Here is a 15476-nt window from a genome sequence, read left to right on the forward strand (position 1 = left end):
GATTCTTTCGTTCCTGATTGACATTTCCTACAAAACACGGTATAATATAAACTCGTGCAGCCGGGGTGTTAGCGGTACCTTGTACCTGCAATCCGCTATAGCAGGGGTGATGTTACGCAGAGGGCAAAGATTTGTAAAGCTGCCCTTGACAAGTGGCGTTGAGGCTTGGGTCTTACGCGACGGAAATCTGTGAATCGTGTCAGGTCGGGAACGAAGCAGCACTAAGCAGAACCTTCCGGGTGCCGTAAGGGTGCCTGGGCTGAGTTAACTGTCAAGGTAACGTTTATGGATTTCGCTCGAAGCGTAACGCACGAAAAAAATATCTCAATGTATTGTCTTCTTATACATTTTTCCCATTAAATCAGCATTTTTAACAATATCAGCACATTTCCATGCTATACTGTATTTTAATTGCAATAAGCCGGCAGGAGGTATCTATATGGGAACATTTGAATTCAACGGAGAGAAGTACAGGCAGACATCAAGGCATCAAAAGAATGGGGCGCAGGCTCATGGCAGGACTGGAGCTTAATGGTGATGAAGCGGTCCTTGATTTTGGCTGCGGGGACGGCGTCCTGACGGAGCAGCTGGCCATGCTCGTTCCGGACGGCCGCGTTGTCGGGCTGGACACTTCCGAAGGTATGATTCAGACTGCTATGCAGTATAAGAAGGACAATTTAGATTTTATACACATGGACAACAATGATTTGGATTATACAAATGAATTTGACGTCATATTTTCTAATGCTGCACTGGGTGAAAGACCACGTTCGGCTTGTCCGTAACGTCTACAAAGCCTTAAAACCAGGTGGAATCATACAGTGGAACTGAGGCTTTTCCAGCGTATATGTAGAATACGAAAATGCCGACAGATATTTCTCCGATACAGATGAATTGGCCAGATGGATAGATCAGCCCTGCATCGTTCCTTTTCTTCAGTGCATACCCGCTGAAAAGAAAGACCGGTTCAGGCATGATGTAATACAGGCAATGGTCCGTAAGACAAAACAGCCCGATGGTACTTGCTTCGAGACCTTTCGGAGGCTAAAAGTACATGCGGTAAAATAACAATCTCAAGGAGGACCGGAAGGGTGATATGCCCTTCCGGTCCTCTGTGCGCTGCCATGTCAGCTTACGTAATCAATTACCCTTTTTCTTCTTCGCCTGTCTGAGTTCTTTAAAAAACGACTTCATCATGCCGCTGCATTCCTCCTGGCACACGCCGGTCGTAAGCTCTGTCTGATGGTTGAAGCCTTCTGTCTGCAATACATTCAGTACAGACCCCGCACATCCTGCCTTCGGATTCATACAGCCGACTACGACCCTGTCCATCCTGGACTGGACGATCGCTCCGGCACACATGGGGCATGGCTCCAGCGTCACATACAGCGTACATCCCTCCAGCCGCCAGTCGCCTATCTTCCTGCTTGCCTTGCGGATCGCCGTAATCTCTGCATGGGCCAGCGTATTCTTATCTGTATTCCTCCGGTTGTAGCCACGTCCGATAATCTTGCCTTCATATACGATTACACAGCCGATAGGCGTCTCGTTCAGAGCATACGCCTTCCTTGCCTGCCTGATAGCCTCCTTCATAAACTTTTCATCCATGCTGTCCATTTGGGTACACCCCTTTCCTCATTTAGGTACAGGCCATATGTCAATTGGGGACGTAACCCTTTTGAAGTTTACTACGTCCCCAACTTAACTTTTATCTTCTTATATGACGGCACCAATAGCCAAATTCTTCTCCGTCATTTCTTTCATCTTTATTTAGGTCGACATTCAGCTTTTCAGCTTTTATGAACTGCGGAAAACCGAAAGCTTCGGCGGCTTTCGCCTCTTTCGGATGGTAGATGCCCGGCACCCCGAGCCATATGTTCCCGTCTTCTTCTATGATGACGAGGTGATGATAATTGTAGTATCCGTGGAGCAGGAAGCTGTTATTCGACAGTCTCCATTCGCAGCGTGGCAGATTCACGATATCCTGCCGCAGTATCTTTGTACATTTTTTGCTCTGCTTCTGACAATCCGGTTCCGGCCTGACAGGTTCCGCTTCCCTGCACGGGCTGCACGCCGTACGGGTCCTGCATTCTGTCTCGGTCACTTCCGTTTCTTCCAGTGCCTCCACCTGCACGAATCTTGTGGATTCTGCCACGGATTCTGATTCTTCAATGCTGCCGGATTCTGCAGCCTCCTCTTCTTCAGCGGCCTCCATCTCTGAGACACCTGCCTCTTCTCCGGGAAAGTTACGGGCGGCTCCCCCGCGTTCCGGCTCCGCAGACATCCCGCCGGACGGCCCTTCTTCCTCCTGCACCGGATCCGGCATATCGTAATCCATATCCATGTTCGGTACTTCCGGCTCCTCCGGTACTTCCGGCATCTCTTCCGGTTCCGTCCCCTGCGACAGATCTGCAGGTGTCCACAGGCGCATCTCGTTCACATTCACAGGCATGTCATCCCACACCGCGGCATATTTCCGGTGCGAGCTGTTCTCCATGATGATCCCCTCTATCAGGTCATAATTACATGGTTCACCGACATCTTCCTTCGTATACCGCAGCTGATAGTTCACCGCAGGATTTACATTCTCCACTGTCCCCTGCGGCAGTCCGATACATTCTTTCTCTTTCTCGTAGAAGAGATATATGGTCAGCTCTTTTTCTCCTTCAAGCCGAAGACCTTTTCCGTGTATATGTACGATGCATTCGTCGTCGCTTTGGTCCACTTTCACGAAACCAACGTTCCGCATTCTTCTTCCACTCTCGTATTCATACAGATAGCGTATAAAACGTTTCAACATTTCACTCCCATTCGTAGTCCATTTATCACAATCTATTCCGAATGGAAGTAAAAAATGTTAAATAATCGCTTTCAGTTCCTGATAAAGTCTCTTGGCATAGCTGTCCGTCATGCCGCAGATATAGTCTGTCACGAGCAGAAGTCGCAGATACAGCCTCTCGGCATCAGACTTTCCCTGCGCATGATAATGGTACGCATTCTTATAATTGCTGGATATAAACGATACCATACGCATATCAATGGAATTCAGTTTGTGCCCGGGAACGTCATAATGTATCACGGCCGTCACGAACTTATCCATCAGATAGTCGATCATAGCGGCTTCCGCCACTTCCATCCTGTAGATGACCTCTGAAGTAAACACCTTTCTGTATGCCATATCGCCGAGCAGGTCCATCAGCTTTTCTGCAAAAGTATCGTGGAACAGGTCATGCTTATAGCTGCCCTCCATGATCGCATCATAGTTAGAAGTGAACCCGCACGTTGCACAGCTGATGAGAACTCCCTGCACACGTACGATCCAGTTCTTGATCGCGTATTCTTCCGGATCCTTCACATGCCTTTCCTTCCCTCTGCGGTATAATCCTTCCAGCTTGCCTGCCGGTTGGAATGCGGACTGCGACGCATCCGGGTATCGCTCCTGCAGCTCCTTAAGTTCCTCAAGCAGCTCGTGGTAGGAGATGAACCCCTTGATGAACGCATCCTCAATATCCGCGGTCTTGTATGCGATATCATCCGCCGCCTCGAGGATAAATGTCAGCGGATGTCTCAGTCCGTTGGTACCGGTCTGGGCCGCAATCTCTTCAAACATGTCCTCGTCCGCAAAATAGTACCCCATCTTCTTGTCCTTGATATTGCCCGATTTTTTATTGATGCCGACAGAAGAGACCGGATATTTCACAATCGTGTTAAGCAGCGCATATGTCAGGTTCATTCCCTGCTCATCCACGAGAAAATGTAGTTTTGTCACAAGGCGGAGCGCCTGCGCATTGCCCTCGAAATTATAAAAATCCTGCCGCATCTGCGGAGTCAGCACCTCTTCAATCGGCCCGCCGTCGTACGCAAGCACAGGAAGCCTGCGCTCAAACCATTCCCGTATCGCAGTCTCGCCAAAGTGTCCGAACGGCGGGTTGCCTATATCATGGATAAGCCCTGCGCACTGGAGGATATTGCATATATCTTCCTTCATGCCGGGCGTGAAGCCGGAATCCTTCTGATGCACAAGTATATTTTCTCCGATATTCTGTCCGAGCGACTTTGCAAGCGACGACACCTCGAGAGAATGCGTGAGACGCGTACGGATAAAATCACTCTTATCCAGCGGAAATACCTGCGTCTTGTCCTGCAGCCTGCGAAAGGACGCACTGCCGATAATCCGGTGATAGTCCTTTTCAAATTCGCTCCTTAAATCTGTAGACTTCGTATATTTATTTGAAGCTCCACGGCTTCTTTTCGTTGATAGCAGCTGTTCCCAGTTCACTGTCTTTTACACTTCCCTTTCCGATTGCCTCACGTCAGTCCAGATAGATCGGTGGTTCATAGTCCTTGCCAAGCAGCGCCTTCTTACGCTCCTGATAGCCAAGGAATGCCCATTCCGTCATATCCGTCCACGCGTGGTCTTCCCGATCATACACCTGCACATAGCCAATCCTGTTCGGGTGCATCCGCACGCTGTTCGTCTCATACTCCCGCCCCGTGTACGGGTTCACGTCCCCATTTACCCGGTCTTCGTCGTCATATTCCACCTCGGGCTCCACATACATCTCATCCATGGCTTCCTCGCCATCGTAGTCGACGTACGATGCATCCGCTTCTTCCATCTCTTCCCCAGGCACGGCATCCATATACGTTTCCTCCTGCCCTGCATATGGTTCTCCTACGCTGTGGGCGTCCTCGTCCTCTCCCGTTTCCGGATCCCCCGCGGCAAACTGTTCCGGCTTCTTCCGCCGCCTCTGCAGATATGATATCCAGCCGTGGGATTTCTTAACCTCCTGCTCCTGTGACCTGTCGTGCTTATCCTCTACAGTTCTTTCGTTCTCTTCCGCCTCCAGGGCCGCCACCTCTTCCAGCAGCTCCTCCACAGGCGTATCCAGTGGCGGAAGCTCTCCCGTCTCTTCTTCAATCAAGGCATCCAGCTCCTCATGTATCTCTACGAGTTCCCCGATCGTAATATCACGCTCCGGTACCACCGGCTTGTCTGGCTTTTCTTCTTCCTTTTCTATTTCCCTCCTGGATTCCGGCTTCCGTTGAGAGGTCGTTTTCTTTTCTTCTTTATAGTTAGAGGTCTTATCCGCACTGTCTTTATCTTCAAGGATGCTGAGCGTAAACGGGCATTCTAATATATCCGCTATCATACGCATGTCCTGTTCCTGAAAATTATCTCGCCCCAGCCTCTGAGTCAGGTTCTGGCGTGACATCTTCTTGCCCGTGCGTTCCTCTATAGTTTCTGCGAGTTCCTTGATAGTCATTCCCTTGCGGCTTAAGATTATTTTGACTTGCTCCCCGAATGTTAGATTCAGCATGACTTGTCCTCCTTATTTATTTTGTAAAAATATACTCACCCGATAGGTCTTATCGTTTGCATGTAAACTCATATGTTTCTTCATAAACCTATGCTTTTCCCTTTTTCATTCTAACAAATTGGCGAAAACACGTCAACTGTATGATGTCCCCTTTTCTCATTCGTTGATGACGAGCCTGTCATTACATTTTCTCACAATATCCTCATCTATCTTCAGCACTTCCCTGTCATACGTATAGATTCCATTCACTTCTTCCTCTACATCCGACAGCTGTGTATATATCACCGCTGACAGCCCCTTGCCGACAAGGGGCTCCACTCCCCGCTTCATAAGCGCGGCATATCCTTTCCCCAGCTCTTCCTTGCTGCCGTAGATCCGATACCCGTACAGGCCCGGATACATGCTGTGTCCCGCCACCTTCCAGCAGTAACCTCCAAATTCAGTAAGCGCATACACCCTTTTCCCGGGCCGGATGCGCAACGGAAAGAAGTAATTGTGAACGCTCCTGAAGTCTCCGCCGCCCTGGTCAAACCATCCGCTCGCCTGATCCAGTAGCCGTGTCGTATCTTCCCTGCGGGCGATCTCTGTCACCGCATTGGCGTCGAACTGCCCCCATCCTTCATTAAAGATGACCCAGACGACTATGGAAGGGTGGTTGTACAGCGTGCGGACCGTATCCTTCATCTCCTGTATGAACCTGGATCTGCTCTTTTCATCCCGTCTTCCAAGCAGACGGTAATACCGGTCTTTTGGCCTTATATGGAACAGCTCCATGGCTGTGGCCGCATAGGTGACATACGAGTGCCGGTACGGCTCTCCTCCGCACACCATATCCTGCCACACGAGCATTCCGAGCCTGTCGCAGTGGTAATACCACCTTTCCGGTTCTATCTTGACATGCTTTCTCAGCATGTTGAATCCAAGGCGCTTCATCTCCTTGATATCAAATATCATGGCCTCATCCGTCGGCGCCGTATACAGTCCGTCCGGCCAGTAGCCCTGGTCCAGCACCCCTTTCTGGAAATAAGGACGGTTGTTTAAAAACAGGCGCATAATGCCATTCTTGTCCTTTTCAGCCGATTTCTTACGCATGGCAAAGTAGCTGTCTGCCTCATCCTCACCCATGCGTATATGTATCCGGTACAGATACGGGTCCTCCGGGCTCCAGCTATGTACATCCCTGATTGGTATGCGGATGGGCCGGTTCGTCCATCCTTCTACCGTAATGTCCTGCCCCTCATCAGAACTGACAGTGACAGACACTCCGCTCTCCCGGCGGGTCCTGACCAGCACCTCTGCTTCCGCTTTATCATACCAGGGCGTAATCTTCAGCCTGCGTATGTAATGGTCGGGCACCTGCTCCATCCAGACGGTCTGCCAGATGCCGCTCTGTGCCGTATAAAACATGCCGCCCCGGTCCAGCTTCTGTTTCCCCCTCGCCAGATAAGCACGGTCGCTGTAATCCTGTATACGCACGGTCAGCTCATTATCCGTGTCACGGAGCATATCTGTCACATCCGCCGAGAACGGCAGATATCCGCCCACATTCCTGGCCACTGGCCGGCCGTTCACAGAGACTGCCGCACACTGGTCTGCCGCCCCGATATGCAGTATCCATCTCTTGCCTTTTTCCCTCTTAACCCCGACAGGCAGCTGCCTGCTATACCACAGATATTCTCCCGGCTTCAGCCGCCGCCCGACACCGGACAGCGCAGATTCCGGAGAAAAAGGCACAAGTATCTGTCCCTGGAATGCCTCGGGCTTTTTTCTGTCATCGGTAAATGCATAATTCCACACTCCGTTCAGGTTCACATAACTCTTTCTTCTAAGCGACGGTCTTGGGTACTCTGTAAGCACGCCGTCTCTGCCAACCTTATCCGTCCACCTCGTCTTCAGCTGTTTCATCTACATTCCCCCTTTCCGGCAGCATACGCGTCAAATCGACGATCTCCACCGCGTCTGCGATTTCTTCCCCTGTGGTACAAACCGCAATCTTTGCGCCAATTCCTTCTATATTATACTCCCTATACCGGAACTTCTCCTGAAATGCATCCGGCTGGCTTAGAAGTACCGGCCTGTCATCTTTATCGAAACCAATCTCAAACTGGTCCATGCCGAGCTTCATTCCGAGCCTCGTCGCTTTCATGAAGCTCTCTTTAAGCACCCAGAAACGATAGAACAGCTCCGCCCTGTCTTCCGATTCCAGAAGTTTTTCATATTCACTTTTTAAGAAAAACCGGTGTGCTACGCCCATTTTTGCCTCTCTCACCATCTCTATGTCGCATCCGGCCCGGACAGCACCGGCCGTATCGCTGAGTACGCATAATACGTAGCATCCGGAATGGGACAGGTTGTAGACATGTGACGCGTCAACCCCAGTCTCCCTTCTGGCTGCTTCAAGCAGGAGCCATGCGCCGATGCTCTGCGCCTTATTCTTCTTATGCTTTATCTGTTCTGCTTTGTTCCTCCGCCATTCAGGCACAAGTCCGCAGCAATGTCCATACGCGTCCGGTTCCAGCAGCGGCGTGATATCCGCAAGATATGTCCTGATCATCTGTCATACAGCCTCTTTCTATAAGTCATATATTTTGTACAAGTCAAGTATCCGCCCATACGTCATCTTCCTGCCGAGCAGTTCCTTATACTCTGCCGATTTGTTTCTTCCGTCTCCTTTGAGTATCTCCATCCTCTTTAGAATCCTGTCATATTCTGCCCTCACCGCCTCGTACATCGTTTCAAACGCTTCCAGCCTTCTCTCCTTTTCCCTGTCCATATTATCCCTCCCGTCTCCTTTATTTAAGCCAATTGTATCACACTTCACAGGCTAATTTTAAAATATTTGAAAAAGATATTGACATCTTTATACGAATGCGATAGTATTAATCATGATTTCACACTTTAAACAACTAAAATTTTACAGTGCGAATATGCCGCAGTATAAAGGCATGCTGATTCAGACGCATTATTTATAGAAACCGGAGGAAATATTATGATTATCGTATTAAAGCCAAACACAAGACAAGAAGATGTATCACGCGTGGAGCACCTTGTAAAACGCCGAGGACTTGATACCCATATCGTAGTCGGGCAGGAAATGACCATCATCGGCTGTATCGGCGACACGACGAAGATAGATGCCAAGTTATTTGAAGTAGATTCTTCTGTCGATAAAGTAATGCACGTCCAGGAACCGTATAAGCTGGCCAACCGGGCCTTCCACCCCGAGGACTCCGTCGTGGACGTATCGGGCGTGAAAGTCGGCCGGGGGCACCTCGCCCTGATTGCAGGCCCTTGTTCCGTAGAGTCCGAAGAACAGGTTCTGGAAATCGCCTCAAAGGCGAAGGAGTCCGGTGCGAACCTCTTAAGAGGCGGCGCGTTCAAACCGAGAACGAGCCCTTACTCCTTCCAGGGCATGGGACTTGACGGGCTCCGGATTCTGTGCGAGGCAAAGGAGACCACGGGGCTTCCGATCGTCACCGAGCTCATGTCCCCGGACCATCTTGATTGCTTTAACGAAAAAGTAGACTTGATTCAGATCGGCGCCCGTAATATGCAGAACTTCGACCTTCTCAAGCAGCTCGGTCAGCTCGACCGCCCGATTCTATTGAAGCGGGGGCTGAATGCGACCTATGAGGAATGGATCATGTCCGCAGAGTATATCATGGCATCCGGCAATGAAAATGTCATCCTGTGCGAGCGGGGCATCCGGACTTTCGAGACGTATACACGTAACACGCTTGATCTGCAGAGCATCCCGGTGCTACGCAAGCTCACCCATCTTCCCGTAGTCGTAGACCCAAGCCATGCGGGTGGAAAATGGTGGCTTGTGGAGCCGATGGCCAAGGCAGCTATCGCAGCCGGAGCAGACGGGCTGATGGTGGAAGTGCACAATGACCCCGAATCTGCACTCTGTGACGGTGCCCAGTCGCTGAAACCTCAGAAGTATGATGAGCTTCTCAGAGAAGTGACCCAGATTGCCAAAGTTATCGGAAAGAACATATAAACAGAAACGGATAAGATTACGGAGTTATAATATGAAGTTAAATGTAGATCTTGGTGATAAAAGCTATCCTATATATATAGAAAATAATATACTGGACAGAGCTTCCGACTATATTGCGAAAGTATTCTCGGGCAGAAGGGTTATGATCATCTCAGACGATAATGTATATCCCCTCTTTGGAGAGCGTTTAAAGAGGTCCTTATCCGGCAGCTTTGACTGTCACGAGCTGGTGCTGCCTCACGGCGAATCTACCAAAGCGTTCAAGACACTTCCGGTTGTCTATTTGGCCCTGCTGAATGCCAGACTTACGCGCAGCGACCTGATTATCGCCCTTGGAGGCGGAGTTATCGGCGACCTTGCGGGGTTCGCCGCCGCTACATACTTAAGAGGCGTGAACCTCGTACAGATTCCCACCTCTCTGCTTGCACAGGTAGACTCATCTGTGGGCGGCAAAGTGGCTGTGGATCTGCCTCAGGGCAAGAATCTTGCAGGTGCTTTTTACCAGCCTGCCCTCGTGCTGATAGATCCTCTTGTGCTCGATACCCTGGATGAACGATTTATCAACGATGGCATGGGAGAGGTTATCAAATACGGCTGCATCCGGGATGCAGGCCTGTTTCATACCTTGGAGACACACAGCTCTTTTGCAGATCTGAAAGAAGAGCTGCCTGCCATCATCAGCAGCTGTGTAGATATCAAACGGAACGTCGTGGAACATGATCAGTTTGATACCGGTGAACGTATGCTCTTGAACTTCGGCCATACGCTGGCACATACGATTGAGCAATACCACAATTATCGACGTGAAAGCCATGGGGAGGCAGTCGCCATAGGCATGTACCAGATTACGAAGCTATCGGAAGAGCAGTGCCTGACCGCTCCCGGCAATGCCGGAAGGATCCTTGAGCTTCTGAAGCAGTACCGTCTTCCTTACGAGTGCGGCATACCCCTGAGGGAACTCACGGAGGTAATCGAGCTGGACAAGAAGAACCTGAACGGCCGCCTGAACATTGTCCTTCTCCGGGAAATCGGCAACAGTTATGTTCATCCGACGACCATCGATTTTTTCAAACGTAACTTGCGGACCATATAAACCATATCTGGAGGTAGATATCATGAGATTAGAAGGAAAGATTGCAATTGTAACAGGAGCCGGAAAAGGAATCGGCAGAGACGCGGCACTTGCCATAGCAGCAGAAGGCGCAACCGTTGCCGCTGTAGCAAGAACACAGTCCGATCTGGATGAGACGGTACGGATGATAGAAGAAAAAGGCGGGAAGGCCATCGCGCTCTCCAGGGACCTCACGGTCGGAGAGCAGGTACAGTCTATGGTCGACACTGTCGTAGACCAGTTCGGCGCAATAGATATCCTGGTCAACAATGCAGGCGGATACCCTAAGGAAATATACAATAATATTGAACATCAGGCAATCAAAATATGGGAATGGTCGGAAGAGCAGTGGGACCAGATTATAAAGACGAACCTGCGCATTCCATTCCTCTGTATCAATAAAGTCGTTCCCGTCATGATAAAGCAGCGCAGTGGAGATATCGTAAGCGTATCTTCCCGCATGGGGCGTATCGCTTCTCAGATGGGAGCATATGCCGTCGCCAAAGGCGGAATCATCACCATGACTAAGACGACCGCAATCCAGACACAGGAATACGGCATAAGAGCCAACGCCGTATCACCAGGAATCGTAGACACGCCGGGACAAAGGGTCTACAATCACTCCGTCGGCCAGGATGACGCTAAGATGGGGCGTTCCGAAGATGTGGCAAAGGCTATCGTATACCTGCTCTGTGATGCTCCTGCAGTCATGACAGGCCAGTCCATCGATCTGTTCACCACTTTATAATCTTGCAGCACGAACAAAGAATTATAGAAATAAGCCGGGGCGGTCTTACACCATACCCCGGCTTTTCTCTCCCTGTTTATCGTACCCATATGTCCGGCAGCTTTATGATATCCCCGCCTTCTGTACGGTATGCCTTCTCCGGCCATTCCCCGGTCATGGACAGAATCTCCTGCCTGCGTCCCGTATTCATCACAAGTTCAGCGGACTTGGCCCCGCTCACCGTCACATACCACACATATGCCTGGCCGGAAGTCATGTACCTGTTATCATCGTACAGAACAGAGGCATCCGACAGCATATAGCCGACCGGCGCTCCGTGGCCGTGTTTCATCCATTCCTGTCCGTAGCCAAGTTGACGGTACCACGCCTCTACGCCATAATCCGCACACGCGTGGAGCACTTCCGCCTTTATCTCATTCTCCGTCATCCCCTGCCTCATACGCTTTGCAGTACGGGCCATGATCACATCGGTCAGCCTTCCAAGTTCTCTGTAACGTCCTATTTCCGTCTCCGTCATCGGATATTCCAGCTCATATATGGCCGCCGTGTCACACATACAGCCCGTAAGAGGGATGTCGGACAATGCCCTTCTCCCTTCCAGCAGGCTCCCTATATATGACTCTATTCCCGCGGATTTCCAGTCAAGCGTATGGAAGGTAAAGCCGATCCCTTTGAGGAGCTCTTCCTCTGCTTTGCCTGCATCGGCACGCAGGGCCACGGCAGCCCTCTCCTTCCGCGTGACCATGAGATAGACGAACCCGTTCTCCTGATTCAATATGACACTGCTTTCGCCTCCTCCGGTGAGCCAGGCAAAGTTGTCTCTCCTTGCAATTACGAGGGCTTCTGCCTGCCGTCTGTCAAGAAGCGCTCCTATCCTCTCCAGCTTGATGTCAAAATCTGTCATCTTATGGCTCCTTTTCCGTGATGGCAATAGACGTCCACGCCCATATATTTTCCCAGCGCCTCTGCAAGCACATCGGCAGAATGCCCACGGTTCATAGCTACATGGTGCTCGAATCCGTTGCTGCAGATGTAATCCATCAGGGGCTGGAGGCCGGGAAAACCTCTCAGAAAGTCTGTCTGTCCATTCGGTGGTGATTTATGGTTTGGCTGGTTGGAAAGCCTCAGGCTATACCTGTATAAGCCGCTAATTTGTGTATCCACCTAATGGGAATGGATGCCTGCCGAAAAGGATTTTTATCATGCATTACAAAAGATTGCTTACACTGATTGACAGCATTTCTTCATACCTCTCCGTGGGGCTTGATATTGGCGCTTATTTTACCTGGATGTCGATTGCGCTCCCCAATGGCTCTTTTGTCGGGAAGCCCTTTAAGATCATCCATTCCGACCCCCGGTCCAGGGACCTCGCTGTCACAAAAATAAAGGAAGCCCAAGAGGCGTATTCTCTCAAAAGCCGCTGCTTCCTTGAGTCTACCGGAATCTACCATATCCCGCTCCTGTGCTTCCTTCGTGATAAGGGGTTTGACTGCTCCGTGATCAATCCTATCATCACTAAGAATAGCACAAGTATCAACATAAGGAAACTGCATAATGATAAATTTGACCCTAAAAAGGCGGCCCTTGTTGGTCTGAACGTTTCCCTTAAGACCTCCATCCTCCCCGAGGATTCTGTCGTTGACCTGAGAAACCTGGTTCGTGATTATTACTATTTCAAGGATCTCCCGTCTGCTGTCACCCTGAAGCTCACTGCGGAACTCAAGGTATCTTTTCCCGCTTATGCTAAGGTTTTCAGCAAAGTCACCACCCAGTCTTCCTTAAAGCTGCTAAGCGCTTATCCTCTTGCGGAAGACATGCTTGCCGCTTCCAAAGATGAGATTGTAGATATCATCCGCAGCACAGCACGTTTTGGAGAAGCCTACGCCCTGCGTAAATACGAGGCGATCATCGCTGCTGCTCAGGATGCCGCTGTTTTTGGGCGGGCACTCTCCAGCAACGCTGTCCGCATCCGCCTTTACATTGATATTTATCTGGAATACCAGAAGCATCTGGCCGCACTCAATAATGTGAAGATTAACAAAGGGAGCGGCACGCCGGTGAATCCCGTGGTCTATGATTATTACACCCGGAAATGCTCCGGCAAGAAAAAGACTGTGTCAATGGGAACCGTCATGCACAAGATCTGTAACATCATCTTTGCCATGCTTCGGGATAACAAACCGTTTGAGGTAATCACTCCGGAAGAACACTGCCGGCGATTTGCAGCAGAGCATCCCGAAAAAGCCGGAAAAGCAGCGTAACCAACACAGCGGTCTGGATATTCAGCTTCTGACCACTCCTGATTTGGGAATGGTCTGTTAAGGTTACCCTTTTTGCCTTATTGTAATAAATTTAACTTTTTTCATATTACCTCTTGACATTTCTTAGCTGGACTTGTATTCTTTTGGGCCGCGCACCGGCAGTTCACTGCCAGGCGTAGAATCCGTTCTTACGTTCTATCGCGTTCGGGTCGCCAAGATCACCAACGAGTATACAAGGTGTCAGCTTCTTTTCGGTCTCGTCGAATTTTGCCTTCGCCTGTTCTACCATGTAATCCACTGTGGCCTCCGCTGTCGTGGCATTATCACACACTACTGTGATGTTGCTGCCTTCGTCGGATGTCGGCGGACGGTTGAAGATGACGATTGGGACTTCAGACTCATTTGCTGCCGTGGTAACTGTCACAGCCGTGTCTCCGTCTACCGGTATCATGATGATTCCGTCAATATCCTGTTTAAGCGCGTCATTGACCTGTTCCAGCTGTTTGTTCGCATCCCCCTGGCAGTTCAGCTCAATCACTTTGTAGCCTTCATCTTTCAGCGTGTCCGTGATAATCTCATGGGCCGCCACCCAGAATTCTGTTTCCAGGTCTTCGAAGCTGAAAGCAATCGTGAGATCCTTGCTGCCGCCGTCGCCGCTGTCTTTGGCTTCCTCCTTGTCGGCACATCCCACAAGGAGCGCTGCCATCATTGCCACTGCAAGCAGCACGCTCAACAATTTCTTCATAACATTTCCCTCCGTTTTCTTTAGAATTGTTTGTTGTGATTAGAGTATAAGAAAAAGAGACGTCATGTAACAGACGTCTCTTTTTAGATTATACGGCGGAATTTTTTAGTTTGCTGCTTTTCCCCGGGAGGGACACGGTCCCACGGTACGAAATCCTTTACCACAGGCCAAGAAAATGCTGCATCAGCAGGCTTACAGCCGTGATGCCAACCCAGCATGCCATTCCCATCAGAATCGGCTTGCCCCCGGTCCTGACCAGCTTGAAGATATTCGTATTCAGGCCGATAGCTGCCATCGCCATGATGATGAAGAACTTGGACAGTTCTTTCAGCGGCGTGAATACCTCGGCAGAGATACCTACGCTTAGAGCCACGGTTGTGATAATTGACGCTCCGATAAAGTACAGGATGAAGAAGGGGAATACCTGCTTCAGGGATACCTGCCCTGCTGCCTCTTTTTCAGCCTTACGCGTTCGGATGAACGCCAGTACGAGCGTGATCGGGATAATGGCCAGCGTCCTTGTCAACTTGACGGTTACTGCCTTGTCCAAAGTGGCGCTGCCGAGGCCAAACATGCTGTCCCAGGTAGAAGCGGCGGCGGTGACAGACGATGTGTCATTGACCGCGGTACCGGCAAAGATGCCAAATCCCTCCCCGGAATGCGTGGAGAATCCAAGTACCGTTCCAAGCATCGGAAACAGCACCGCCGCCAGGACATTGAAGAAGAATATGACGGATATGGCCTGTGCCACTTCTTCATCGTCCGCGTCAATAACAGGTGCCGTCGCCGCGATAGCGGAGCCTCCGCATATAGAGGAACCCACTCCGACCAGCGTAGATATCTTTCCCGGTATATGCATCGCCCTGTGCAGCACATATGCAATGATGAGCGACGTTGATATGGTGACGATGATGATTGGCAGCGACTGCCTTCCTGTTTCCAGAATGACGTTCAAGTTAAGGCCAAAGCCTAACAGGACAACCGCATATTGCAGAATCTTTTTGGATGTAAATTTGATTCCGCTCTCCAGCTTCCCTTTTTCCTTTATAAATAGTGTAATAACCATGCCTGCCAGTATCGCTATGACCGGTCCCCCGATAACCGGAAACTGCTTTCCCAGCAGCATGGACGGCACAGCTATGGCGATACACAGGAGCATCCCTTGCCAGTTCTTCTTTATAAATTCCATCTCATTTCCTCCAGAATCTTCTTCTTACGCAACATGAAAATAATACCATCGAATCACCATAATGTAAAATTATAATTATTTATTTTTTCATAAGCATA

Annotated in this window: 15 protein-coding genes, 1 other RNA gene and 1 pseudogene; 6 read left to right on the forward strand and 11 right to left on the reverse strand. The window is 50.2% G+C overall.

Features of this window, described 5'->3' with window-relative positions:
- The first annotated feature begins 52 nt into the window (after positions 1-52).
- Both ffs and E1963_RS20690 read left to right on the forward strand, forming a co-directional pair.
- Positions 53-314, forward strand: an RNA gene (gene ffs / locus E1963_RS12640) — signal recognition particle sRNA large type.
- A 198-nt stretch (positions 315-512) separates the two neighbouring features.
- A pseudogene (locus E1963_RS20690) lies at positions 513-831 on the forward strand (class I SAM-dependent methyltransferase).
- A gap of 309 nt (positions 832-1140) precedes the next feature.
- Here E1963_RS20690 and tadA read toward each other — a convergent pair.
- From tadA to E1963_RS12680, 7 genes are all read right to left on the reverse strand, one after another.
- A complete protein-coding gene (tadA, locus tag E1963_RS12650; protein ID WP_132278487.1) occupies positions 1141-1617 on the reverse strand; it encodes a tRNA adenosine(34) deaminase TadA in 477 nt (158 codons plus the stop codon).
- Between the two features lie 91 nt (positions 1618-1708).
- Positions 1709-2797 (reverse strand): DUF6128 domain-containing protein, encoded by a 1089-nt coding sequence (locus E1963_RS12655; RefSeq protein WP_132278489.1) that lies wholly within the window; start codon positions 2795-2797, stop codon positions 1709-1711.
- Positions 2798-2857: 60 nt separating this feature from the next.
- Positions 2858-4279, reverse strand: a complete 1422-nt coding sequence (locus E1963_RS12660; RefSeq protein WP_132278491.1) for a deoxyguanosinetriphosphate triphosphohydrolase — start codon at positions 4277-4279, stop codon at positions 2858-2860.
- Positions 4280-4313: 34 nt separating this feature from the next.
- On the reverse strand, positions 4314-5321 hold the full coding sequence (locus E1963_RS12665) for a hypothetical protein (protein ID WP_132278492.1): 1008 nt from the start codon (positions 5319-5321) through the stop codon (positions 4314-4316).
- A 156-nt stretch (positions 5322-5477) separates the two neighbouring features.
- Positions 5478-7226 carry a glycoside hydrolase family 2 protein gene (locus E1963_RS12670; protein WP_132278494.1) on the reverse strand — a complete coding sequence of 583 codons (1749 nt, stop codon included), beginning with the start codon at positions 7224-7226 and terminating at the stop codon, positions 5478-5480.
- Positions 7195-7875, reverse strand: a complete 681-nt coding sequence (locus tag E1963_RS12675) for a 4'-phosphopantetheinyl transferase family protein (protein ID WP_132278496.1) — start codon at positions 7873-7875, stop codon at positions 7195-7197. Before E1963_RS12675 ends, E1963_RS12670 begins: the two co-directional genes overlap by 32 nt.
- An 18-nt stretch (positions 7876-7893) precedes the next feature.
- Positions 7894-8094 (reverse strand): hypothetical protein, encoded by a 201-nt coding sequence (locus tag E1963_RS12680; RefSeq protein ID WP_066580752.1) that lies wholly within the window; start codon positions 8092-8094, stop codon positions 7894-7896.
- A gap of 216 nt (positions 8095-8310) precedes the next feature.
- Between E1963_RS12680 and aroF the strand changes: the two genes are divergently transcribed.
- The 3 genes from aroF to E1963_RS12695 are packed head-to-tail and all read left to right on the forward strand — an operon-like array spanning position 8311 to position 11183.
- A complete protein-coding gene (gene aroF, locus E1963_RS12685) occupies positions 8311-9324 on the forward strand; it encodes a 3-deoxy-7-phosphoheptulonate synthase (protein WP_132278498.1) in 1014 nt (337 codons plus the stop codon).
- A 31-nt stretch (positions 9325-9355) separates the two neighbouring features.
- Positions 9356-10417, forward strand: coding sequence for a 3-dehydroquinate synthase (gene aroB, locus E1963_RS12690; RefSeq protein ID WP_132278500.1), 1062 nt, complete (start codon positions 9356-9358; stop codon positions 10415-10417).
- A gap of 22 nt (positions 10418-10439) precedes the next feature.
- Entirely contained in the window at positions 10440-11183 is a 744-nt protein-coding gene (locus tag E1963_RS12695) for an SDR family NAD(P)-dependent oxidoreductase (protein ID WP_132278502.1), read from the forward strand.
- 76 nt (positions 11184-11259) lie between these two features.
- Here E1963_RS12695 and E1963_RS12700 read toward each other — a convergent pair whose 3' ends face one another.
- Positions 11260-12087 carry a hypothetical protein gene (locus E1963_RS12700; RefSeq protein ID WP_132278504.1) on the reverse strand — a complete coding sequence of 276 codons (828 nt, stop codon included), beginning with the start codon at positions 12085-12087 and terminating at the stop codon, positions 11260-11262.
- Entirely contained in the window at positions 12084-12347 is a 264-nt protein-coding gene (locus tag E1963_RS20695) for a hypothetical protein (RefSeq protein ID WP_243117712.1), read from the reverse strand. The genes E1963_RS12700 and E1963_RS20695 overlap by 4 nt, the downstream gene beginning before the upstream one ends.
- A 38-nt stretch (positions 12348-12385) precedes the next feature.
- Between E1963_RS20695 and E1963_RS12710 the strand changes: the two genes are divergently transcribed.
- Positions 12386-13444, forward strand: a complete 1059-nt coding sequence (locus E1963_RS12710) for an IS110 family transposase (RefSeq protein ID WP_132278506.1) — start codon at positions 12386-12388, stop codon at positions 13442-13444.
- Positions 13445-13607: 163 nt separating this feature from the next.
- On the opposite strand, the gene E1963_RS12715 is transcribed toward E1963_RS12710, so the two are convergent.
- Both E1963_RS12715 and E1963_RS12720 read right to left on the reverse strand, forming a co-directional pair.
- Positions 13608-14189, reverse strand: a complete 582-nt coding sequence (locus E1963_RS12715) for a sugar ABC transporter substrate-binding protein (protein WP_132278508.1) — start codon at positions 14187-14189, stop codon at positions 13608-13610.
- A 157-nt stretch (positions 14190-14346) separates the two neighbouring features.
- Positions 14347-15378 carry a YeiH family protein gene (locus E1963_RS12720; RefSeq protein WP_132278510.1) on the reverse strand — a complete coding sequence of 344 codons (1032 nt, stop codon included), beginning with the start codon at positions 15376-15378 and terminating at the stop codon, positions 14347-14349.
- Positions 15379-15476: the final 98 nt, after the last annotated feature.

Origin of the sequence: Extibacter muris, assembly GCF_004345005.1 — a bacterium.
GTDB classification, from domain to species: domain Bacteria; phylum Bacillota; class Clostridia; order Lachnospirales; family Lachnospiraceae; genus Extibacter; species Extibacter muris.